At 60.2% G+C, this 21,544-nt stretch carries 20 protein-coding genes and 2 pseudogenes; 11 read left to right on the forward strand and 11 right to left on the reverse strand.

The window, feature by feature from the left end; all coding sequences use genetic code 11:
* Positions 1 to 163: 163 nt before the first annotated feature.
* The gene (locus ARUE_RS22865; protein ID WP_011927992.1) at positions 164 to 646 is read left to right on the forward strand and encodes a molybdenum cofactor biosynthesis protein MoaE; all 483 of its coding nucleotides are present in this window, start codon (positions 164 to 166) and stop codon (positions 644 to 646) included.
* 223 nt (positions 647 to 869) lie between these two features.
* Here ARUE_RS22865 and ARUE_RS22870 read toward each other — a convergent pair whose 3' ends face one another.
* Positions 870 to 1,496 (reverse strand): superoxide dismutase, encoded by a 627-nt coding sequence (locus ARUE_RS22870; protein WP_011927993.1) that lies wholly within the window; start codon positions 1,494 to 1,496, stop codon positions 870 to 872.
* 659 nt (positions 1,497 to 2,155) lie between these two features.
* Here ARUE_RS22870 and ARUE_RS22875 point away from each other — a divergent pair.
* On the forward strand, positions 2,156 to 2,815 hold the full coding sequence (locus ARUE_RS22875) for an adenylate kinase (RefSeq protein ID WP_011927994.1): 660 nt from the start codon (positions 2,156 to 2,158) through the stop codon (positions 2,813 to 2,815).
* Here ARUE_RS22875 and ARUE_RS22880 read toward each other — a convergent pair.
* The 3 genes from ARUE_RS22880 to ARUE_RS22885 all read right to left on the reverse strand — a co-directional run bounded on the left by ARUE_RS22880 (position 2,812) and on the right by ARUE_RS22885 (position 4,610).
* On the reverse strand, positions 2,812 to 3,675 hold the full coding sequence (locus ARUE_RS22880) for a PaaX family transcriptional regulator (RefSeq protein ID WP_011927995.1): 864 nt from the start codon (positions 3,673 to 3,675) through the stop codon (positions 2,812 to 2,814). The two genes, ARUE_RS22875 and ARUE_RS22880, sit on opposite strands and share 4 nt — an antisense overlap.
* Positions 3,676 to 3,788: 113 nt before the next feature.
* Positions 3,789 to 3,929, reverse strand: a complete 141-nt coding sequence (locus ARUE_RS24355) for a hypothetical protein (RefSeq protein WP_162486283.1) — start codon at positions 3,927 to 3,929, stop codon at positions 3,789 to 3,791.
* A 282-nt stretch (positions 3,930 to 4,211) separates the two neighbouring features.
* Positions 4,212 to 4,610 (reverse strand): RidA family protein, encoded by a 399-nt coding sequence (locus tag ARUE_RS22885; protein WP_011927997.1) that lies wholly within the window; start codon positions 4,608 to 4,610, stop codon positions 4,212 to 4,214.
* Positions 4,611 to 4,728: 118 nt separating this feature from the next.
* On the opposite strand from ARUE_RS22885, the gene ARUE_RS22890 reads away from it, so the two are divergent.
* From ARUE_RS22890 to ARUE_RS22910, 5 genes are read left to right on the forward strand one after another with little or no spacing between them, the layout of a single operon-like run.
* Entirely contained in the window at positions 4,729 to 5,628 is a 900-nt protein-coding gene (locus ARUE_RS22890) for a fumarylacetoacetate hydrolase family protein (RefSeq protein WP_011927998.1), read from the forward strand.
* 6 nt (positions 5,629 to 5,634) lie between these two features.
* On the forward strand, positions 5,635 to 6,117 hold the full coding sequence (locus ARUE_RS22895; protein ID WP_011927999.1) for a cupin domain-containing protein: 483 nt from the start codon (positions 5,635 to 5,637) through the stop codon (positions 6,115 to 6,117).
* Positions 6,118 to 6,122: 5 nt separating this feature from the next.
* Positions 6,123 to 7,028 carry an acyl-CoA thioesterase gene (locus tag ARUE_RS22900; RefSeq protein ID WP_011928000.1) on the forward strand — a complete coding sequence of 302 codons (906 nt, stop codon included), beginning with the start codon at positions 6,123 to 6,125 and terminating at the stop codon, positions 7,026 to 7,028.
* 35 nt (positions 7,029 to 7,063) lie between these two features.
* Positions 7,064 to 8,719 carry an AMP-binding protein gene (locus ARUE_RS22905; RefSeq protein ID WP_011928001.1) on the forward strand — a complete coding sequence of 552 codons (1,656 nt, stop codon included), beginning with the start codon at positions 7,064 to 7,066 and terminating at the stop codon, positions 8,717 to 8,719.
* A gap of 12 nt (positions 8,720 to 8,731) precedes the next feature.
* Positions 8,732 to 11,125 (forward strand): bifunctional salicylyl-CoA 5-hydroxylase/oxidoreductase, encoded by a 2,394-nt coding sequence (locus ARUE_RS22910; protein WP_011928002.1) that lies wholly within the window; start codon positions 8,732 to 8,734, stop codon positions 11,123 to 11,125.
* Between the two features lie 214 nt (positions 11,126 to 11,339).
* Here the strand turns inward: ARUE_RS22910 and ARUE_RS22915 are convergent, their stop codons facing one another.
* Positions 11,340 to 12,206, reverse strand: a complete 867-nt coding sequence (locus tag ARUE_RS22915) for a PaaX family transcriptional regulator (protein ID WP_011928003.1) — start codon at positions 12,204 to 12,206, stop codon at positions 11,340 to 11,342.
* Between the two features lie 330 nt (positions 12,207 to 12,536).
* Here ARUE_RS22915 and ARUE_RS23950 point away from each other — a divergent pair, with 330 nt between their 5' ends.
* A complete protein-coding gene (locus ARUE_RS23950; RefSeq protein WP_286140418.1) occupies positions 12,537 to 12,971 on the forward strand; it encodes an acyl-CoA thioesterase in 435 nt (144 codons plus the stop codon).
* Positions 12,972 to 13,256: 285 nt separating this feature from the next.
* Entirely contained in the window at positions 13,257 to 13,475 is a 219-nt protein-coding gene (locus ARUE_RS24360; RefSeq protein WP_043472049.1) for a hypothetical protein, read from the forward strand.
* 396 nt (positions 13,476 to 13,871) lie between these two features.
* On the opposite strand, the gene ARUE_RS22925 is transcribed toward ARUE_RS24360, so the two are convergent.
* From ARUE_RS22925 to ARUE_RS24890, 5 genes and pseudogenes are all read right to left on the reverse strand, one after another.
* Positions 13,872 to 14,468: a toll/interleukin-1 receptor domain-containing protein gene (locus ARUE_RS22925; RefSeq protein WP_043472052.1), complete on the reverse strand. Its 597-nt coding sequence runs from the start codon at positions 14,466 to 14,468 to the stop codon at positions 13,872 to 13,874.
* 321 nt (positions 14,469 to 14,789) lie between these two features.
* Positions 14,790 to 15,044 (reverse strand): annotated as a pseudogene (locus ARUE_RS24885) (DUF4913 domain-containing protein); the annotation flags it as partial.
* A 259-nt stretch (positions 15,045 to 15,303) separates the two neighbouring features.
* A pseudogene (locus tag ARUE_RS22930) lies at positions 15,304 to 16,661 on the reverse strand (type IV secretory system conjugative DNA transfer family protein); the annotation flags it as partial.
* Between the two features lie 139 nt (positions 16,662 to 16,800).
* On the reverse strand, positions 16,801 to 17,472 hold the full coding sequence (locus ARUE_RS22935) for a hypothetical protein (protein ID WP_011928007.1): 672 nt from the start codon (positions 17,470 to 17,472) through the stop codon (positions 16,801 to 16,803).
* A 133-nt stretch (positions 17,473 to 17,605) separates the two neighbouring features.
* Positions 17,606 to 18,571 carry a DUF3560 domain-containing protein gene (locus ARUE_RS24890; RefSeq protein ID WP_011928008.1) on the reverse strand — a complete coding sequence of 322 codons (966 nt, stop codon included), beginning with the start codon at positions 18,569 to 18,571 and terminating at the stop codon, positions 17,606 to 17,608.
* 103 nt (positions 18,572 to 18,674) lie between these two features.
* Between ARUE_RS24890 and ARUE_RS24545 the strand changes: the two genes are divergently transcribed.
* Both ARUE_RS24545 and ARUE_RS24375 read left to right on the forward strand, forming a co-directional pair.
* Positions 18,675 to 19,856 (forward strand): hypothetical protein, encoded by a 1,182-nt coding sequence (locus ARUE_RS24545; RefSeq protein WP_011928009.1) that lies wholly within the window; start codon positions 18,675 to 18,677, stop codon positions 19,854 to 19,856.
* Positions 19,857 to 20,040: 184 nt separating this feature from the next.
* Positions 20,041 to 20,571, forward strand: coding sequence for a hypothetical protein (locus ARUE_RS24375; protein WP_043472058.1), 531 nt, complete (start codon positions 20,041 to 20,043; stop codon positions 20,569 to 20,571).
* Positions 20,572 to 20,937: 366 nt separating this feature from the next.
* Here the strand turns inward: ARUE_RS24375 and ARUE_RS22960 are convergent, their stop codons facing one another.
* Positions 20,938 to 21,477, reverse strand: coding sequence for a hypothetical protein (locus ARUE_RS22960; protein WP_043472063.1), 540 nt, complete (start codon positions 21,475 to 21,477; stop codon positions 20,938 to 20,940).
* Positions 21,478 to 21,544 lie beyond the last annotated feature (67 nt).

The raw sequence follows: 21,544 nt of genomic DNA on the forward strand, positions 1-21,544 counted from the left end.
CGGCAGTCGATTTTGTCGACAGCCCGCGCATTTTTTGACGGCTCTGAAGTCAACCGTGGGATCGACCCCTATGGAGGATTCCTCCTCATCGCCCAAGCTTATGTACAACTTGTAATCGGCGACTTCGGCGGTCGGCCGCCTTAGGACCACATGAAGGAACTGAATGGATAGCGTAGAGGGCCCCGCAACCGAGGCTAGTGCCCGGTTCGAAATAACAAATGCCGTACTAAGCGCAGAGCCTATCTCTGTGGCGGAAGCTATTGCAGCGGTGGAATCTGACACGGCGGGCGCCGTGGCCAGCTTCAGTGGCGTGGTGCGGAACCATGACGGCGGGAAGTCAGTAGTACGGCTCAGCTACAGTGCGCATCCCGCCGCACAGCAGGTAATGACGGACGTCGCGGCGCAGCTGGTGACCGAGCACGCGGGCGAGGGTAACGGTGAAGCAGTCAGGATTTGGGTCGCGCACCGGGTTGGCTTGCTGCAGATCGGCGATCCCGCTTTGGTGTGTGCTGTTTCCGCATCTCACCGCGCCCGGGCATTCGAGGTATGCGCGGAGCTCGTTAACCGGATAAAAGCGTCAGTGCCCATATGGAAAGAACAGCACTTCAGCGACGGAACTGTCGAATGGGTGGGGGCGGGAGCTTAGTAGTTTACTCGACCCTGGCCGCAAAATTGGATTAAGCGTTATGCGCCGTTTGGCCCGGACCTAGTATCAGCTTAGGCGCAGCAACGTTCCTCTGCCTTGACGCGCCCATACTGGATAGCCCTCCTGAAGCAGCGAAGTCCGCCCTCGCGGCTGCGGGGGCGGACTTCGAACATTCTTCGTCAGCGCCAATGCGGTTTGCACACGCGCCTGAAGCGCCAGATACCTACCGAAGGGTCACGAGGCCCGTCGCGTTGGCGCGTGCAGCCTCAAACCTCTGGGCGACGTCAGCCCAGTTCACGATGTTCCAGAATGCCTTGACGTAGTCGGCCTTGACGTTGACGTAGTCCAAGTAGAAGGCGTGCTCCCACATGTCCAGCATCAGCAGCGGGGTGGTGCCCACTGCCACGTTGCCCTGCTGATCGTAGAGCTGCTCGATGAGCAGGTTTCCACCGATGGGCTCGTACGCCAGGAAGGCCCAGCCGGAACCCTGCAGGCCCAGTGCAGCCGCGCTGAACTGTGCACGGAAAGCATCGAAGGAGCCGAAAGCGTCGTCAATGGCAGCAGCCAGTTCGCCTTCGGGCTTGTCGCCGCCGTCCGGGGAGATGTTGTTCCAGAACACGGAGTGGTTGATGTGCCCACCGGTGTGGAACGCGAGGTCCTTGGAGAGGCGGTTGATGTTGGCGAAATCATTCTTCTCGCGCGCGTCGGCCAGCTGGGCGAGGGCGTTGTTGGCGCCTGCAACGTATGCCGCATGGTGCTTACTGTGGTGCAGCTCCATTATCCGCGCAGAGATGTGCGGCTCCAGGGCAGCGTAGTCGTAGCTGAGTTCAGGCAGTACGTATTCGGTCACAAATTCCTCCAATATCGTGGACACTCGGTCCGGTTGGTAATTCTCGGATTGCACATCCGGGTGGCGCCCGGAAGTTTTGGTTGATCGGGCTCGTGCAGCAAAACCTCTGGCTGCAGCACGTCGATGGGTCCTTCCTAACAGTCGGCGGTCCTGCCCGGGCGTTGACAAACGCCCGCTTCAAGTTCCGGTCTGCGGGGAAGATCGGAAGTGTATGAAGCACGTCGGCACCTGCGCAAGTGAAGAAGCCATTCAGCTGCGCTGGCCGGAGAGCTGCGCACCCGGACCATGCGGCTCTTCCTCGCGGAGTGAAGACACTTCAAATATATCGACTTAATTACGATCGTCACATATGCTCAAGCTAGCACGACGGCTTCGATATGAACAAGAGCTATTCGGTCAGGCAGAGGAAGTTGAGCACGAGCGTAGCTGGCAAGGAATAGGAACTTCCAGATGTAGACGATCCCTCCAGCGACATTGGTTGCCTCTTCGCGTCCAACGCCTTGTGCGTCGACGAGGGTAAGCGGGGCAGGCGCTTTCTGGAGGCGAACGGCTACGCTCCTCAACTGCTGTCGGTCAGGTGATCGGAGTTTCCATGAAGGCCGCCGGCGAAAAGTGTCCCTGTCGTGAAACAGACCAATCAATGATGAAGGGCTTTTGGCATGGTTAGACTGCTAATAATTGGACCTCCGGGCTCAGGCAAAGGTACGCAGGCGGAATTTATCGCAGACCACTTCGGGATTGTCCCAATCTCTACTGGTGATCTTTTTCGCGCTCACGTGAAGAACCAGTCCTTACTGGGCGTGGAAGCGAAGAAGTACATTGACGCCGGCGACTTCGTTCCCGACAACGTGACCAATAGGATGGTTCGCGGCCGCCTTGGCGAGGAGGATATCCGGGGCGGTTTCCTCCTGGACGGCTACCCTCGCACCATTGACCAAGTTGCCTATCTGGACGAGATACTTGCCGAAAACAATCAGCGGATCGATGCCGTTCTGCAGGTCTCAGCGCCTGACGAGGAACTGGTCAGGCGCCTGAGGAGGCGAGCAGAAGAAATAGGGCGCAGCGACGACACAGAGCCGGTCATTCACCATCGCCTTGATCTCTATCACGAGCAGACTGAAGCAATGGTCTCCGCATATGCGGACCGCGGTGTCCTGGCTCGGATTGACGGCAGGGGAACCGTCACTCAAGTCAGAGACAGTGCACTCCAGGCTCTGAACGCAATCGAGTCAGCAACTCCTGCCCGCAATTTGCACCCTACCAATGCGTATCAGGAAAAGAAACGGTACGTATGGCCGGACCTAACCCACTTCGGTTAGTTCGCCTCGATGACTGAGGATGCGTACCGCTGGGCCTTCGGACCCAGCAGTTTGTGCAGCTCTGTAAAAAGTTCCTGAGCGCCAATGCCATGCCAATTATCGGGCAGGTATTCCTCGGGAAGACCTGGGTCCATATAGGGCAGCCGACGCCATTCTGTAACCATGAGGACATAATCAGCGAACGCTTGTCTCAGAAGCTCCGGGGATTCTGCCCCCTCTCCGTCCCACTGTCGCCAGCGCTGGAGGGCACGCTCGTGCCTCTGCAGAAAATCTGCATAGAGGGACTCCAATGACGGAAGATCCCACCATTCCCCTACTTTTTCGTGAAGCTGATCTTCGTTCATGTGGATTGCTTTGAATAGCTCAACGTAATCCAATAAATGGGCGCGCCGAAGCTGCTGTTCTATGTCACTGGCCAAGTTGCCGGGTGCTATCCATAATCCTGGCGATACCTGGCCACACCCGACACGCGTCAATATTGTGCGCAGCTTGTGCCGGAGGTGCCGTTGTGCCTCGGGAACGGAGAACGATGCCAGGAGCCATCGGTCATTTTTTCTCGCGCGACGACGAGCGAAGATGCGCTCGTCGCCTGCCGTGAACACTTCTTCCAGCTCAGGTGCGAGTTTGTAGGCCGCCGATCCGCCATGCCTCAAGCTGACCAAAACCCCGCGTTTCTTAAGACGTGAAACCGAAGACCGCACGCCTGCGGATTCCACTCCTAAGTCACCTAGGAGTTGTATGAGTTGGGCAACGGGGAAGGTACCGTTTTGCTGTCGGGCATAAAGCCCGTAGACGGTGACAATCAGGTGTTGATGGCGCGGCATAGGGGAAACATCAAGGACGGTGGCGGCTTCGGCCATCAGACACCACCTCTACTGGCTCAGATTAATTACAGCCTTAGGCTACAGCCCCCGCACATACTTGTGTTCAAAGCTCCTTGTCCTGGCCCAGAGAATTGGCGTGACTGGCCGTGCTAGGTGAACATCAAACCGGCCCAAGCAGTGGCGATGGGCTCAGTGCCCCCAAAAATCGCCCTGAACTCTTCTTCTAGCAGCCCCCGCATTGAGAAATCGAGGGAGGCATCGCTGTCTTCGTTAAAGGGCGTGTCCAACATCAGTCTCCTTGCTATGTTCACGTGGAGTACCGGGGCCTGCAGTGGAAAATGGCGGCAACAGCGCGGGTATCACCGCCCGCTTCCACCAGCCTTCCCACACTCGTGGATAGGCAATGGGAGAACCCATCTCGCTGCCTCGTTGGTCGCCCGGTTCTACGACGCAGGAATTACGGTCGAGGCCCACCTCCTGTCACTCCTCCTCGGCAGCCGAAATACTGCCTACCGTCCCTTTGCTCCCGCCCGCCTAATAGTAGGGCGGGGCGGTGGCGGGCCGCTGGAGGCTTAGGCGGTCTGGATAACAGCAATTCCCTGGATTTCGATTAGTGCTTCCTTTTGCCACAGACGTGTCACCCCGATTCCAGCCATTGCCGGGTACTCGGTGCCGGCCATTTCCCGCCAGATTTTGCCGATTTCCGTGCCGTTGGCCATGTAGTCGTCAACATCGGTGAGGTAGATCGTGACGTTGACGAGGTCCTGGGGTTGCCCGCCGGCTTCCCTCAAGGTCGTGAGGACGTTGGAAAAGGCCTGACGGAACTGGGCGACGATCCCCCCAGGAACGATGTTCATGTCCTTGTCGAGGGCGGTCTGGCCTCCAAGGAAGACGGCGTTGCCGGAAAGTACGCCATGCGCGTACCCGGACGGCTTAGGGAGCGCTGCGGGGTTAATTGTTCTGTTGGTCATGCCGGGTCCTCCTACTGGATGTTTTGGAAAGCATCTGTTCAGATGATTTTCGTCGTGCTACCTTGAGCTTATGTGACGATCGTAAGAAAGTCGACATATTCAATTGAAGGGAATACCAATGAAGCTGGCCACTTTCAGGTCCGGACGGCGCGGAACAACTGCCGCCGTGGCGGTTGGCGAGGACACTTACATCCCGCTGCCCTACGCCAGCGTTGGATCAATGCTCATGGACAATGGCTGGAGGGAAGTAGCCGAGGATGCCGCGTCCGGAAGGAAGGCAGGGGCGGTGCCCCTGCACGGCGCCCAAGCGGACCTGGCTCCCCTGCTGCCCGCGGCAGCCAAAGTCATCTGCTGCGGCCTCAATTATGGGGACCATATCCAGGAGATGGGCCGTGCCTTGCCCGACTACCCAACCTTGTTTGCAAAGTACGCCGACACCTTGGTTGGGGCCTCTGATCCCATTTATGTTCACGGCAGCGACAAAGTCGACTGGGAAGCCGAGCTGGCGGTCGTTATTGGTTCCAATCTGTACCGCGTCGATGAGGATCAGGCCTTGGCCGGAATCGCCGGTTATACCGTAGCCAACGACGTCTCGATGCGGGACTGGCAGAACCGCACCCTTCAGTGGTTTCAAGGAAAAGCTTTTGATGCCACCACTCCGCTGGGGCCAGTGATGCTCACCGCAGACGAGGCACCTGCTGATTTCGACGTCTACGGCTACGTCAATGGCGAGCAGGTACAAAAGGGCAATACATCCACCCTTGTTTTTGGCCCTGCAAGACTCGTCGCCTACATCTCACAGTTCACGATGCTTCGGCCAGGAGACGTCGTTCTCACCGGCACCCCCGGCGGCGTGGGAATGGGCATGAACCCCCCTCGCTTCCTCAGCGACGGAGACGTCCTCACCACCGAAATTCCCGGCATCGGACGCCTCGAAAACCGCATCTACCTTTCCTCCACCAATGATCCGGGCACTACCGCCCCGACTCTGTCAACCACCTCAACTACCAAGGAGTGAACACCCATGACCAACACCACCACCGAGTACCTGACCGAAGGCGACAACTCCTCTTACGCCGGCCCCGGCGGTAAGGTCGTCCCCGTCATCACCCGGGCCGGCCAGGAAGATACCAACACGGCCCAGTCCGGTGACTGCATCCGCGTCTCAGGGGTCTCCATTCAGCACACCCCGGCGACGAAGATCTGGTTCGGCCAGGTATCCAACACCCCGGGTTATCGTTCGCTGCCGCATCACCACGGCGAAGCTGAGACTGGTGGTTACGTCCTGCGCGGCCACGGACGCATCTACTATGGCGAGAACTACTCCGAGTACCAGGACATGAAGGCCGGCGACTGGGTCTTCGTCCCTCCCTTCATGCCGCATGTCGAGGCCAACATGTCCGTGACCGAGGAACTGGTGTGGCTCACCACCCGCACCCCCGAGAACATCGTCGTTAACCTCGAAGACGTTCCTGACCAGACCCTCGCTGACTTCCGTCGGGCCTAGTAGCCGTGCCTTCCACTAACCCGGACGTCAAGAAGCCCACTCCCGAGATCTTCCTCCGCGCAGTGGACCTCACCCCTGCCCCTGCGGAGGTTTTCGACGAGGCATATGAGGCCACCCCGCAATATGTTCCATGGCCCAAAGCCTATGGCGGAGACATGGTTGCCCAGTCAGCTGCTGCCATGATGCGTTCCGTACGGGGCGACCGTGTGCTGCATTCAATGCACAGCTACTTCATGCGTCCGGTCGATATCGGAGTGCCGGTCCGTTACGAGATCGAAAAACTCCGCGATGGCCGCGGGTACTCGACAAGGAGTGTCCGCGGCTTCCAGAACGGAAAGATCGTCTTTACAGGCATGGGATCTTTCCAGGTACCGGAAGAGGGCACTGAGTACCAGCCCGCCGCACCTTCGCACCTGGATCCGGAAGAACTGCGAAGCGCTGCCGAAGTCCTCACCGATGCAGACGGTGCCGCAGCTGACTACTGGGCCACGGGCCGAAGCTTCGATATGCGCCATGTTCCTGGTCCGGTCTACGTATCAGTTGACGGAGGTGTCCAGGCGCACCAAGCGGTGTGGGTGAAGGCCTTCGCCAGCCTGCCCGCGGCCGCGGATGAACACGCCAACGCCGACCTGCACCGGGCAGCCCTTGCCTACGTCTGCGATTACACCATCCTCGAATCACTGCTTCGCGTTCAGAACCTGCACTGGTCTTCGCCGGGCCTAGTAACCGCGAGCCTGGACCACTCAATGTGGTTCCACCGCTTCGGCAGGGCTGATGACTGGTTGCTGTATGCCCAGGAGGCGGTCTCCGCCCAGCGAAACCGCGGACTGGCTCTAGGCCGGTTCTTCGACCGCAACGGCCGTCTGCTGGCCACTGTAGCCCAAGAAGGCATGATCCGCTCGGGTTCCTGACCCGGCACCACTCCCCATCATCGAAAGGACCGGCCATGACCTCCACATCATCGGCCCACGTGGATACGTTCACCAGGGACCACCTTCCACCGGCCCACTTGTGGCCGACCCTCGAATTCACCCTCGACGAACTTCAGTACCCCGAGAACCTTAACGCGGGTAGCGTGCTCATTGACGACGCAGTCGTAGAGCATGGGCGGGACCGACCCGCACTCCACACACCCGACGGCACAACCTGGACCTACGGCGACCTCCAGAAACGCGCCAACCAGGTTGCACAAGTGCTCACCGAGGACTTCGGAGTAGTGCCCGGAAACCGGGTACTACTGCGCGGACCGAACAATCCATGGATCGTAGCTGCCTGGCTAGGTGTGCTAAAGGCAGGCGCAGTCGTCGTGACCACCATGCCGATGCTCCGGTCAAGCGAAATCAGCACCCTGATCGATCTGACCAAGCCCACCGTCGCCATATCCGACCACCGATTCGTCGATGAATTGTCCGTAGCGGCAGGGGACGACGTCGCTGTTCTGGCCTACGGCGGCGAAGACGACGCAGACCTCTTGTCCCGCTGCGGGGCCAAGAGCGGACAATTCACCGCGGTGCAAACCGCGGCCGACGACGTCGCCCTCCTCGGACCGACGTCGGGCACCACCGGGGCTCCTAAAGTGACCATGCACTTCCACCGCGACATCCTCGCCATCGCGGACACGTTCGCGCGTCACATCCTCACGCCCACTCACGACGATGTGTTCGCCGGCTCACCGCCCATTGCCTTTACTTTCGGGTTGGGTGGCCTTGTCATTTTCCCATTGCGGTTCGGCGCTTCTGCCCTGCTGACAGAGCGTGCCGCGCCCGTGGAACTGGCCGAGAACGCGGAAGCTGCCGGGGCAACCATCCTGTTCACGGCGCCAACCGCCTACCGGGCCATCCTCAAGGCTGAGCGGGGAGATCTTCTCAGCAGACTTCGCCTCGCTGTCTCTGCCGGAGAACACCTGCCCAAGGAAACCTGGGAAGCCGTCCACCAAGCCACAGGCGTCCGACTGGTCAACGGCATCGGTTCGACCGAGCTGCTCCACGTCTTCATTTCCGCTGCAGGGGAAGACATCCGCCCCGGCGCCACCGGAAAGCCGGTCCCGGGATACCGGGCAACCATCCTGGATGATGACGGCCGGGAGGTGGCCCCCGGTGAACCCGGACGCCTTGCAGTCATCGGGCCTACCGGATGCCGCTATCTGGATGATCCGCGGCAGGAAATATACATCCTGAACGGTTGGAACATCACCGGGGACACTTTCCTGCGCGACGAGGATGGTTACTTCATCTACCAGTCCCGGTCTGACAACATGATCGTTTCCTCCGGGTACAACATCGGTGCGCCCGAAGTCGAGGCAGCCATCGATCAGCACCCCGATGTGCTTGAAAACGCTGTGGTTGCCCGGCCGGACCCTGAACGCGGCAGCATCGTCTGTGCTTTCATCGTGCTGCGCGAATCCGTCACCGGCGACGACGCCAAACGCAAAGAAATCCAGGACTTCGTCAAAGCCACCATCGCCCCCTACAAGTATCCGCGGGACGTCAGGTTTGTTGACGAACTGCCCCGGAACCCGAGCGGCAAGCTGCAGCACTACAAGCTGCGCGACCAAGTCAACCACGAGAAAGACCAGTTGGCCGGCGCGTCCGCCCAGCCATAAAGGAGTAATGCCATGAAGATCGCAATTGTCGGCGGCGGCCCCGGCGGCCTGTATTTCGCCACACTGATGAAACAACTCGACCCCACCCACGACATCACACTGTGGGAGAGGAACGCAGCCTCGGATACCTTTGGATTCGGTGTCGTCTTCTCAGACGAGACACTCGGTGGCATATGCAACGCAGATCCTGTCGTGGCCGAGTACATGAGCCGCCGGTTCGCCCGCTGGTCTGACATAGACATTCATTTCCGCGGTGAAACACTGACCGTCGGTGGCCAAGGTTTCGCAGCCATGAGCCGGAAAGAACTCCTTGAACTCCTGCAGCGGCGCTGCCTGGAACTTGGCGTAGACGTCCGTTTCAGCACCCCTGCACCGCCCATCGCTGAACTTGAAGCAGGGTATGACCTCGTTCTGGGCTCTGATGGAATCAATTCCCAAATCAGGAGCGAATACGCGGAATCCTTCGGTCCCAGCCTCGATCAGCGCCCCAACAAGTTCATGTGGCTGGGCACGAACCAGGTCTTCGAGGCTTTCAAGTTCTTCGTCAAAGAGACCGAATTCGGCACGATGCAGATCCACGGGTACCCCTACTCCGACGAAGGATCCACCTTCATTGTGGAAATGTCCGAAGACGTATGGCAGGCCGCTGGTTTCGATGAGACAGCACATGAAATCTTCCCTCCAGGCGTCTCCGACGAGAAGGCGATCAGCAAGATCCTCTCCATCTTCGCCGAGGAACTCAAGGGCTACGACGTACTCGCAAACAATTCCAAGTGGCTTAACTTCACCACTGTCCGCAACCGGAGCTGGCGGCACGGCAACATCGTCCTGCTTGGTGACGCTGCCCATACGGCGCACTTTTCCATCGGTTCCGGCACCAAGCTGGCGATGGAGGATTCTCTGGCCCTGGCAGCATGCCTGCACGAGCATCCAAGTTTTGAAGATGCCGTGTCTGCCTATGAAAGCGAACGGCGTCCCGTCGTTGAGTCCACCCAACGCGCTGCCCAGGCATCACTGGAGTGGTTCGAACGGATAAGCCAGTACAAGGACCAGGACCCGACACAGTTTGCCTTCAACCTGCTAACCCGGTCCCGGCGCATCACTCAGGAAAATCTTCGCCTCCGCGACCCCGAATTCGCCGACGCAGTCGACCGGAAATTCGCCGAGCTCCAAGGACTGCCCGCTGCTGCGCCAGCCATGTTCCAGCCGTACCGTATCGGAGGTCTGGAACTGAAAAACCGCGTCGTCGTCTCAGCGATGGACATGTACTCGGCCTCCGAGGGCAACCCGGGCGAGTTCCACCTCGTCCATCTCGGATCCAAAGCCCTGGGTGGCGCCGGACTGGTCATGACAGAAATGGTGTGCGTCTCCTCGGAAGGACGCATCACCCCAGGTTGCTCCGGACTGTACACCGATGACCAACGGGACAGCTGGAAGAACATCGTCGATTTCGTCCACGCCCGCTCCACTGCAAAAATCGGGGCGCAAATAGGCCACTCCGGCCGCAAAGGCTCCACCCGCCTCATGTGGGAGGGCATCGACGAACCCCTGGAGACAGGGAACTGGGAAACCGTCGGGCCCTCGCCACTGCCGTACGGCCCAAACAGCCAAGTCCCGCGGGAAATCGACCGTGCGGGCATGGACAAAGCCAAGGCCGACTTCGTTGACGCGGCCCGGCGTGCCCACGAAGCAGGCTTCGACCTGCTTGAACTCCACGCCGCCCACGGATACCTTCTGTCGTCGTTCCTTTCACCCGTCGCTAACCAGCGGACCGACGAATACGGTGGCAGCCTGGAAAACCGGCTGCGATTCCCCCTGGAAGTCTTCGACGCCGTCCGGTGCGTCTGGCCCGCGGACAAGCCCATGGTCGTACGCCTCTCAGCCACCGACTGGATTGAAGGCGGCAACGACTCGGATGACTCAGTCGCAATTGCGTGGGCTTTTGTCGAACACGGAGCTGACGGTATCGACGTTTCCACCGGCCAGGTAGCCAAAGAGGAGAAACCCGCCTTCGGACGTAGCTATCAGACACCGTATGCTGACCGCATCCGCCAGGAAGTAGCAGCCCCTGCAGGGGTCGCCGTCATCGCCGTTGGCGCCATTTCCACCTATGACGACGTCAACTCCGTTCTGCTCGCCGGACGTGCCGACCTCATAGCCCTCGGCCGCACCCACCTTTACGACCCCCAGTGGACACTGCACGCCGCCGCCGAGCAAGGCTACAGGGGTCCCGGTGCCGCTTGGATTCCCCAGTTCAAAGCTGGCAGCCGGAAGCCGCCAAGCGCCCGGACGGACGCAGTAAGGCCGCGACTCTCCCTCCTCAAGGAACCCGACGCCGTCGTTCCCGACGGTCACCTGCGCTGGACCCCGGGAGTCGTTGCCGGCACACCTGCACTGGTCCAGTAAGTGTCGTTGCCCCGGCAGCCCTAGTGGCGCCGGGGCAACCAGCCACCGCACAGGTAATTCAACAGCAGTAAAGCGCACCCGCGGCGGACGAAATGATTGTGCAATCCTTTCGAGATCACGTGACCTTTGAAACTAGCGGTTTTCCCGGTTCACCGGTTCAGCACGTCAGGAGGGCTCAGGATCTTCCCTGCTGCAGCACCCCTGTCACGCTCCGCTAATCGTCGGCCCACGATCCACCCACCACAGAGCTGGCGTACTTTTCTGCCATCGGAGCGAGTGCCGCATGCAGCTCAGCAAAAAGAGTTTCGGCTGCCAATCCACTCCACCCTTCCGGCAGGTACTCACTCGGCAATCCCGGGTCGAGGTAGGGAAGTCGCCGCCACTGGGTAACCATTGGTACATAGTCAGAGAAAGCCAATTTCTCCTGGATGGACTGATCCGTCGTGACGTCAACGGTCAGCCAACGCTCAAGTACTGCTTCATAGCGTTCAATGAACTCGTTATAAAGCGCCTCGAGTGACGCAAGATCCCACCATTGCCCGACCTTCGCCCGGATCTGATCATCCGTAAGAGGCGCCGCTTTGAACAGATCCACGTATTCCATAAGTCCAGCGCGATCCAACTGCTGACTCACTTCATCCGAAAGGTTGCCCGGCGCTATCCACAAACCAGGGGAAACCTGCCCGCAGCCGATTCGGGTAAGAATCGTCCGGAGCTTGTGCCGGAGGTGGCGGTGCGCCTCGGGAACAGAAAAGGAGACGAGAATCCAATCATCGCCTTTCTTGGCTCGTCGCCTAGCGAAGATACGCTCATCGCCGGCGCGAAACACATCCTCAAGCCCTTGCGCCAACTTGTAGGCAGCGACACCCCCCTGACGGAAGCTGGAGAGGACTCCTCTTTTCTTCAACCGCGAAACCGACGATCGGACCCCGGCCGATTCGACGCCCAGATCTCCCAGCAACCGGATGAGATCGGATACAGCGAAACCGCCGTCATGGGTTCGTGAGTACAGCCCGTAGACCGTGACGATGAGGTGTTGATGCCGCGGCATAGGCGCCAAGTCATTCGCAGAGTCAGGCATAGTTCGACCCCCACCTTTCGAAATTCGTTCTCCTCACGGTACCGCTCCAGTGCAGGCTGAACGATTCAATTGCACAAGGCTCACCGACACACCGCTCGAGGAAACCCGCAGCAGCCGCGCAAAAGCGATCAAAATACGCGCTTCCCGCGCCCTAAGGCTTCATCAAAACAAGCATATACTTTTAGGATGACGGTCGTCATGGAATGAGCACTGAGGGCTTTCTCGGGAACGCCCCTCTAGAAACACTAAAGCTACACTCATGGATTGGAGGTCAGGGTGGAAATTGCCGCACAACCAATCGACGCTGCGGTTGAACGGACGGTGGAGTGGGTGGACACGGACGCATCAGGCCACCAGCACAATTCTGCGGTCATCCGCTGGGTGGAAGCGGCAGAGGCGGAGCTTTCACGTTCGGTGAATTTGCCCGGGTACTTTCCCGGCGCCCCCCGTGTGCACCAGTCAGTTACCTACACGGCAAAGCTGTGGTTCGGACAGCGCATAACTGCTTCTATCGGCATCCAACATATGGGCCGATCGTCTCTTACCTATGCATTTGAGGTCTACGGGCACGCCCACAAAGACAGCAATGGAGCGGTGGCTGCATTCGGTACCGTCACCGTTGCTAACGTTCCCCAGAGCTCGGCAACTGCACAACCGTGGCCAGCTCAATTTCTAGCTGCCATAAGCTCTCTTCCATCGCAACAAACCAATAGCGCTGAGCCCTGCCCAGTCATGACTGCCTCGCACGGAAGACTCCGGAAGTAGCCCGGCCTGCCTTACTCAGCAGAGGCGGCGAGGGGTCGAAGACGTGGACCGCCTTAATTCTGCGCCACCACAGCTAGGGACAGCTTTCCCGGCCGGTGCGGCTGGAACCAAGAATCAAACTCTTTCTCTCACCAGAACGGCCTTAGCCAGCACATCAACGCCGAGTACGGACGCGTGTTCATCGCTGACCGGCCACATTGGGAACCGGCTCTGAGCTGACCTGGCTTACCCCGCTCCCGCAACACACCGGCTCGCATCATCACAATGCATCCCGAAAGGACAGGAATGACAACCCCCACACAGACTAACTCCATAGCCGTCACTGCAATCAACCGCGCCAGCATGGACCAACAACTCTGGGACGCAGTGAACACCTTGAAAGCGGAGTCCCTAGCCGGAAGCAGATGTGGAATCCTCGTCACCAGGAACAGCCCGGACAACTTCACCGTTGAACTCAGCTCCTCGGTGCCGTTCGGGATGATTTACGAACAACAATCCTGGTAGCACCGCCCAGCGCTCAGAGGCTATGCAAGAGTCATAACCATGCCAGAGCCGGGCGGGCACAGTGTACCAAGCTCTTAACCAACCGCTAGTGCCGCTAACCACCCAAAGCATCTGTTGCACAACATTAGAGCGTTCTCAAACGAACTGGAGAACTCGGCTCATGGGCGGGAAGCTTGTCTATCTAGGGCACACCCCAACCTGACGTCATGGAAGCAGCTGAACGTTGTCAGAATAGGGGCCAGATGGCCATTCTCGTACACCACTAGTGACGAGACTCAGACCCATATTTGACAGTGGATCGTCTGGAAGAGCCCGGCTACAAGAGTCTGTCGACAAGTGCGACGCATCCCTGATCGCTAGATGTCGCAGCCCTGGGGCTTCAATTCTTTTGCAGGGTTACACTTCGTTGGTGTCTGACCAAGTGCAAGGGGAATTGGTGCAGTAGACGGTCACATATTCGTCGTCGAAGATGTACTCGCTGGAGGCCTTTATATGACGCAAGTCCGCACCGCAGAAGGGGCAGCCTACTATTGGGCCGTAACCGGGTATTAGCGTTGTTTCGATGCCCCAGGTCTCCAAAGTCTGCTGAATTGCCATGAGCATTTTTGCTGGCCGCACTAAGTCCAAGAGTTCCTGGGCTACCGCATCGACGCCCTCGCGGCCGTCTATATATTTCTTCGGGGCCAGCATCGGCGGCCGAGGCGTATCGTCCAGAATAACGATAAGAAGCCGCTCCGGTTCAGACTTGAAAGCCCATTGAGCAGCTTCCAGTTCCCGTTTCACCCAGTCTGACTCTGCAGAGTTTGACGACCAGAAGATGACGAACTTGTCGGTCACGGCAAGGGCGCTTTCAATCCAGCCAGGGATGGATGCTCCGTTGGCAACGCCAACCTCATCGAAGAAAGGCGCTGCTCCCATCAAGGTCAACTCCGACATGACCTGTCGGACCAACTGCTTGTCGTCGCTTGAGTGCGAGAGAAATAGGCTCGTCATAAGCAAGACTTTATGTCGGCTTACCCTGTCTCGCTGAATCCTCGACCAACCAGAGACTGCCAACCGAGTGCCGTTGGCAAAATGTCCATTGTTCTTGGCCGGGTGACGTGTCCTTGGCCGAAGGTAGGACCTGTCAATGGCCACAGCAGGGGACAATCCTGATGGGTTATCCACCGCTACCGCTGCTGAGGGAGCTACCCCAATGGCTCCCGAATTCCAGCCGTGGATAACCCGGATTGACCCCAACTGTGGACAGCTCGTTGTGCCGCCATAAACTCGGAAACAGCTAGAGTCCTTTAACCCCCTGGAAACTGGCTTGCTTCAAAAGAGCCCCGCGGGGGGTGCATCGCACGGGAGCGGCTTTAGTTTGTTTGCTGCGTGTCCGCCGGTGACGGGTTTACATCCTTTGAACGGCCCGTCTGCGGAGAGTAGGACTCCCATGTGGTGGTCGGCATGGTCGCGCCACCAGGTGCTCATGCCCGTTGAGCCGTCGAGGCGGAGGAATTCCCAGGACCGCCAGAGTGCTTCGAGGCGACTGATGGCTTCTTCGTGTTTCCACCAGGATGGGCACCATGTTCGGTCTGTTCCGCTGAGGCTGCGCCGGTAGGCCGGGGAGAGCTTTTCCTGGACGAAGTGACCAGGTCCGGGTACACCAGTTCCGCCCCCTGTTCGGGTTCAGCTTCTGCCGGCTCCGGGGATCCTGATGGTTCGAGAGGCAGCTCCGGGTCGTCGTCCCACTCCCCCAAATCACTCACTGGCTGATCCCTTTGCTTGAGGCTGCGGCGGTAACCCAGGGATTGACCGGTTCTGCGTCGGCTGTCTTGGTCGTTGTCCTCTAGGAGGGGTCATGGGCTGCGATGGATGCCCGGATTTCGGCGTCGTGTTTGCCGCCCATCCAGGGCACTGTTTCGAGGAACGCTGCGGGTGCGCCGGAGGCGAACATGATGACGCGGCCGCGGGGGAACGATGCGAGGTCGGAGACGTCGAGGGTGCGTTCTTTGCGGTCGTTGTCGTAGTTGTAGGAGACCCCTTGCCTTGACCGGCTCTTGGTCATGTTGGAGTACCGGCCCCCCCCCCCCCACGAGCTGGGAAACCTCGTTGAGGAATTCGGCTTCGGCGACGCCGCCGCCGTAGACCTTGATGTTGGACGCGGACCAGAGTTTCCGCATGCCTTCCCGGCCCCAGACTTCCACGCACTGGGACCAGGACTGGAGGATAGTCATCAGGACGACACCGCGGGAGCCGTAGTGGCTGTACAGGTTCGGGGGTTCGCGCCAGCGGCAGACGTTGGCTGCCTCGTCGAGGACGCCAATCATCGGTGTTTCGAGGCGGCCCCCGCGGGAGTGGACGGCGAGTTCTTCGGCGGCTTCCACGGTTGCCACTGTCAGGGCGGTGACCAGAGGGCCGGCAGTGCCCCTGCCTTCTTTGGAGAGGCTGTACAGCGTTCCCTTGGATCGGACGAAAGCAGCAGGGTCGAACTGCGGCCGGTCATCAGCCGGGCCAAGAGGCGTGACCCAGCGGGAGACCTGCCGGTTGGTCAGGCAGGACGCCATCTGCAGGGCGGTGCCGTAGATGCCGCCGCGCTGTTTGTCGTGGAGGTTGATCACGCACTGGACGGCGTTGCCGGTCTGGGTGAAGCCGTGGTCCATCAGGATCGGCACCGCGGCGTCGTCGGTGGGGTCGGTCAGCCAGGTGTGCACCTGGGTGATGGGAAGGTCAGCGAGGGCGGCCGCGAGCAGGAGGCCGGCCAGCAGGTCCTGCCCGGCAGGGTCTAAGTACGCGTCGGTCTGGGCTCCGGGCCCACGTGAGCCGGAGGCAAAGTGGTCAGCGAGGCGGGCGGCCCGGACTTCGTCGGTGACGTAGGACAGCGGGTTCCACCACCAGGTCGGTTCTTCCAGGGCGACGGCCTGCGGATCAAAGACCCATACCGGGCCGTCCGCAGCCCGGACGTCGCGGGTGCCGTCCACGATGTCGCGCTTGTTCGAGGTGACCCGGCACCGGGTGCGGAGAGGATGGCGGGGATCGCACGGGAGGTGGTTTTACCCGTTCGTGGGCCCCAGATGTCAATGTGCATGTCTTCCAGGACCCGAAGACCATCTGCTTACCAAGCACAGTCTTACCCACTGGGATGCCCGGTGAACCCTCCACACCCAGGCTCTTGGCCTTTTCCGTCGCACCGCGCAGGGTCTGTGCCTTCAGGCCTTTGGGTGTCGCCATAGTCGAGAGTTGAGGGTTCGAGCCCGAGGGCGCGGTGCAGTGGTGTGAAAGCCATGCTGCATTGTTGCATTCAAGGCCCTGTGCCCGTCGTCGCTCACGCTATGCGGAGTTCAACTCATCCCTTCCAGGCCCCACCTCTTCTACTCTTGCCAAACGCCCAGATCAACACTCCGATACCCACGAGCCAAAACACCCATCCAACAGCGGGAAATACGGCCAGTTCCGCGGGTACGCCACTCAAGAACACACCCGCAGCAATTACGGGCAAACCTGCAGCGTCGACAAGAGCGGATTTCTTGTCGTTGTCCGCCAGGCGCTCCATGAATTCAGCTTTGGTCTCCCTCCAAAGCTGTTCCAGCCGTACTAGCTCACTGTTGTGATCGTTGATGGATTTGAAGGTACGTTCAAATCGGGCCTCCATTTCTGCCGTGAGGTTATCCATTCGCTTCTTGAGCTGATCTACCCGAGTTTCGATGTCTGCCTCCGGTGTCCAGCTGTACATTGAAGTCGTGAGCGTACCGAAGGCTTCGCCACTAGCAATAGCCGTGGGCGCCACCACCGTCGCAGGCACTCTGCGCCGCCACGGAGGAACGATTCTGCCGATGAAGTCCCACGCACCATGGACTGCCCTCCGCAAACCCTCCCGCATGTCCCTAAAGAGATGCTTCGTGCCGTGGGGCGTGGACAACACGGCTCCCAGCAGCGCGAGAACTACGCCCGTCCACTTCAGGATCTGCTCCAACACCACTCCGCCAGGCAACCACGACAACCACGACAACCAGTCCATGCGCCCAGTCTGACATTCCTGTTCCCGCTCAGCCTCGATGGGAACTCGGGAGTATTGTCCCCTCCTATTGTGTGTGCACTGTAGGGAAGAGGCGGCAGGAAGGCCCGGTATCGTCGGGCCTTCCCGTGGAGTCCTATTTGGTTTTCTGCAGAATTTTCTCTGCCTCCTTGGCTGTGCAGTGCTTCTGGATGTGCGCGTAGGGGGCCTTCTGTGTCCAGGAGTAGCCGGTTTCGAGGGCCACGGTCTTGGCGTTGGTCCTGGCGACTTTGTGCCACTGGCCGCTGACCTTCACGTAGTCGCCGACACTGATGGTGTCCTTGCCGTGGTCGGCCACGCGGCCGCTGGCGATCTGCTTGGCGCGGATGGCGGCCCAGTAGGCGTGCTGGTCTTTCATCTCGGCGAGGCGGGGTGCGTACCTCTTGGCACGTGCCTCTTTCTCGGCTTCTGTGGCGGGGCGGTAGCCGTGCTCTGCGTCGTAGGTGTTTGCCACGATGGCGCGCTCTACGCGGCGGATGTCGGCGGCCAGACGCTCAATGCGGTTGGCCACGGTCGTGGGGTTGTGGCGGGCCGCCGTGGTGTGGGCGGCGGCTTCGGCGCGCTCTGCAGCTTCCTTGGCCTCTGCGTACGCCTCGGAGGCTGCGCGCATGCTGCGGTCCGCGCGGGCGATGGCAGCACGGTGGCGGCCTTCGGAGTGGTGCCCGACCTTGATCGGCTCGCCGCCTTCGGGCAGGCGTGCGATGTCACGGCGCTGCCGCTCCCAGGCAGCATCCTCCTTGGCAGAGCGGCGGTCAGCCTTCGCGTTCAGCGCCTCCACCCGATCCTCCTGGCGGGCAGCTTTCTCGGCTTCGACTTCTGCCGTGGTGCGAATGTCGGTACTGAGGTCTGTTGTCACCTCAAATCCTGCTTCGCGCAAGGCAGTCAGGGTGCGGCGGATGACGAAGGCCTTGGGGAGGTTGTCACGGCTGTGCGGGACATACCAGGAGGCGATAGAGCGGCCCCAGCGCCAGCCGCAGCTCTTGAGGACGGCGGCGGTTCCGTCGCCCTTGGTGGTGCCCTCGATCATGGTGCCTTCGGCGTGGGTGTGAGTGATGGTCAGCATTCCAGGTTCCTCTCCGTTCGGTTCATTCCAAGAATACTCTAACGCCATTTGCAAAACTTTTATAAATAAGATTAGAGTTACGTTAGAAGGAATGGAGCTGAATATGTCCTGGATCCTCACACCCGCCGAGTACGCCGCAACCGCAGAGCGCGCTGCGTCAATCAACGCCCGTGTCACCAAGCGCGGCTTTACCGGCCGCATCGAGGTCACTGGCAGCACGCGTGAAGTCACCGAGACTGACCAGGCCGGGCTCAATCGGACACACCTCGTCGTGGACACGGAAATCACCGGAGAGGCCCCCTGCTACAACGGCTGGACGTTCCTGGCCGCGGTAGACACCGTGGAGACCGTAGACGGGGCTGACTTCGTCATTCGCTCAGCGCCCGGCATCGAAGAGTCAGGAGTGGACCGTGCTGCCCTGGAAGCCGGCCGGTGCCAGCACTGCAAGTCCATCCGCAGCAACCGCAAGTACACGTACCTGGTGCGCAACGTCGAAACCGGCGAGACTGTGCAGGTCGGCTCCAGCTGCATCAAGGACTTCACAGGATGGGCCGGCAAGCCCGTCTTCATCAGCGTTGATAACCTCACCGAAGACCTGGGCGGCTTCATCGGCGGCTTGGCCTCGGCCCCGGAGGACACCCCGGAAACCGTGGTTGCCCTGGCATGGGCCATCAGCCGGATCTACGGCTGGGTACCGGCCTCGGCGGCGTGGGAAGGGCGCCAAAGCACCCGCTCCCTGGTGGAAAAGTACCTCTACGGCCGCGACAAGTCCGCCGCAGAGGTACGCCACGACGTAGCCGCTGAAATCCCCGCAGCAACGGACATGGCCAAAACCATCATTCCCGCTCTCCTGGAGAACCTGGAAGGGCAGGGCGATTACGTCACGAACCTCAAAATCTGCCTCCGTGCCCCTTTCGTGGAAGCCCGCCACATGGGCATCGTGGCATCCGCCGTCGCGGCCTACGAAAAGATGATTGGCGAGCGCGCGCGCAAGGAAGCCCAGGGGAAGACGCGGGCCGAATCCCGGTATTCGGGGACTGTGGGCGAGAAGCTGACGGTTACGGGGACAGTTGCCACTCTCTTGCCGGTCGAAACTGATTATGGAACGTCAATGCTTGTCGTGGTGGAGTCCGGCGCCACGGTAGCCAAAATGTTCACCACGGCCGCTTGGGCGTGGGAAGTGAAGCAGGGCGAGGAAATCACACTTACCGCCAAGGTCAAGGATCACGAGGAGTACAACGGTGTGAAGCAGACGGTGCTCACCCGTCCCAAAATGGTCGAGTAGGGATTTAGCTGTCTTGAGTTCGCTTACGAATAGTGGGAGGAGAAGCTGCCATCGTGAACTACGGCCCAGCTGAAGGAGATCCTAGGCGCCAAAGAGGCTCCTGCAGGCCATTGGAGGGCGTCGTGGAGGTACACCTCCCCGTCATGGAAAAATATGGCAGGGGTCATGAGGAGAGGAACGGGTTGTGAGCACCACGCACGAAGAAGTGACAGCCGACCACAGCGCGCCAAAGAAACGTCCGCTCGTCCGCGTTGAGCCGCAAAGCCACCGTGACGACGGGTCACCTGTCGCCGGTGAAGGGCAGGCGTACGTGACCCGGTCGGGCAAGCTGTTCCACACTCAATGGTGCCCGACCATGGATGGCCACTGGCGGGCCGCCAATAGAGGCATCTACGTGACCATTATGGCTGATGTGGGCCTGCGGGGACGCTGCCCGCAATGCGACCAGGAGACCCTGAAGGGAAGAAGCGCTCTAAATTGGAACGGGCGGAGAAGCGGGTGGAAAGTCGGCGACTCAAGGAAGAAGCGAAAGCCGAGCACCGGGCGAAGGAACGTCCGCTCGTTCGTGCTGATCCGCAAAGCCACCGTGACGACGGTTCACCTGTGGCAGGTGACGGGCAGGTGGACGTCACGCGAACCGGGAAACCGTTCCACACTCAATGGTGCTCGATCATGGATGGTCAGTGGCGGGCCGGCCAAAGAGGCATTTATGTGACCATGATGACTGATGTGGGCCCGAGGGGACGCTGCACACAATGCGGCACTGACCCCGAAATGATGAAGCACTTCAAATTCGAGCGGGCGGAGTGGCAGCGACTCAACGAAGAGTTGGATCGGCTGGGCAGGATCATAGCGCGCACCCTCGTGGCGAAGGGACCGGAAGGGGTCAACCAACTGGGGCCACACGTGATCCGATTCAGGGAAACGGAGGCGGACCTAAATAAGCTGTCCCGCCGTGTCGCGGGCGTGTTTCCAGACTCGTACCAAGCTCCGAACTGGTAGGTCAGAACTTTCTGACTCGTACGCCACCCCGGACGCGGTTCAGCAGAAGGACCGTGGACCGCCAACTCAGTCAGGGGGCCTACGGGGTTTTCGGGGGCAGAACAGCCATCCGGGTTGTGTCGTCAACGCGAACGTACCGAGTCCCGCCCTGGCCCAGCTCTAGTCGGCCTTCGGCGATCACGTGGCAGTTCCTAAGTTGCTTTGGATCGGACACTCCCAACGCTTCAAGGAAGGTTTTCGCCGTCTTCTTGGGCAGGAGGACGGCCATACCCTGCCCGTTCAGGAACAGACTGTTTCCCTCGTTCGGCCAAGTGATAACCCCCCAATAGGCCATGAGCCGGGCCTTGCCGTCGCGCACTGGAGTGGCGTGTGCATCGGTTGCATCTTCAAAACGGCAAAAGTATTCCGCAGCGTTGACCTCGCCACGCCCTGCGACGTCCAACTTCATATCCGGGTTGGGGTAGTCCGGGAGGTTCCGGAGGCTTCGGAGGTGGGCGCGGAGGCCGGTTGTCTGCTGGTTGCCTGGGGCTCCGCCGCCGTCGGTGTACTTGGTGCCGGCCCCGGTTCCGCCGGTCCCGCCGGTTGTGCCGCCGCCGCCTCCCGATACGGTCCCTGACATAAACAAGGGTTGAAGCGGTTCGTATCGGACGGCCTTCACCCGCCCGGTGTTTCGAACACCCGGCGTT

Source organism: Arthrobacter sp. Rue61a (assembly GCF_000294695.2).
Lineage (GTDB): Bacteria > Actinomycetota > Actinomycetes > Actinomycetales > Micrococcaceae > Arthrobacter > Arthrobacter aurescens_A.

Bases quoted from the DNA above. Each gene is read 5' to 3' on its own strand.
- ARUE_RS22865 (WP_011927992.1), top strand. From the start codon at position 164: ATGGATAGCGTAGAGGGCCCCGCAACCGAGGCTAGTGCCCGGTTCGAA.
- ARUE_RS22875 (WP_011927994.1), top strand. From the start codon at position 2,156: ATGGTTAGACTGCTAATAATTGGACCTCCGGGCTCAGGCAAAGGTACG.
- ARUE_RS22880 (WP_011927995.1), bottom strand. From the start codon at position 3,675: ATGGCCGAAGCCGCCACCGTCCTTGATGTTTCCCCTATGCCGCGCCAT.
- ARUE_RS24355 (WP_162486283.1), bottom strand. From the start codon at position 3,929: ATGTTGGACACGCCCTTTAACGAAGACAGCGATGCCTCCCTCGATTTC.
- ARUE_RS22885 (WP_011927997.1), bottom strand. From the start codon at position 4,610: ATGACCAACAGAACAATTAACCCCGCAGCGCTCCCTAAGCCGTCCGGG.
- ARUE_RS22890 (WP_011927998.1), top strand. From the start codon at position 4,729: ATGAAGCTGGCCACTTTCAGGTCCGGACGGCGCGGAACAACTGCCGCC.
- ARUE_RS22895 (WP_011927999.1), top strand. From the start codon at position 5,635: ATGACCAACACCACCACCGAGTACCTGACCGAAGGCGACAACTCCTCT.
- ARUE_RS22905 (WP_011928001.1), top strand. From the start codon at position 7,064: ATGACCTCCACATCATCGGCCCACGTGGATACGTTCACCAGGGACCAC.
- ARUE_RS22910 (WP_011928002.1), top strand. From the start codon at position 8,732: ATGAAGATCGCAATTGTCGGCGGCGGCCCCGGCGGCCTGTATTTCGCC.
- ARUE_RS22915 (WP_011928003.1), bottom strand. From the start codon at position 12,206: ATGCCTGACTCTGCGAATGACTTGGCGCCTATGCCGCGGCATCAACAC.
- ARUE_RS24360 (WP_043472049.1), top strand. From the start codon at position 13,257: ATGACAACCCCCACACAGACTAACTCCATAGCCGTCACTGCAATCAAC.
- ARUE_RS22925 (WP_043472052.1), bottom strand. From the start codon at position 14,468: ATGACGAGCCTATTTCTCTCGCACTCAAGCGACGACAAGCAGTTGGTC.
- ARUE_RS22935 (WP_011928007.1), bottom strand. From the start codon at position 17,472: ATGGACTGGTTGTCGTGGTTGTCGTGGTTGCCTGGCGGAGTGGTGTTG.
- ARUE_RS24890 (WP_011928008.1), bottom strand. From the start codon at position 18,571: ATGCTGACCATCACTCACACCCACGCCGAAGGCACCATGATCGAGGGC.
- ARUE_RS24545 (WP_011928009.1), top strand. From the start codon at position 18,675: ATGTCCTGGATCCTCACACCCGCCGAGTACGCCGCAACCGCAGAGCGC.
- ARUE_RS22960 (WP_043472063.1), bottom strand. From the start codon at position 21,477: ATGTCAGGGACCGTATCGGGAGGCGGCGGCGGCACAACCGGCGGGACC.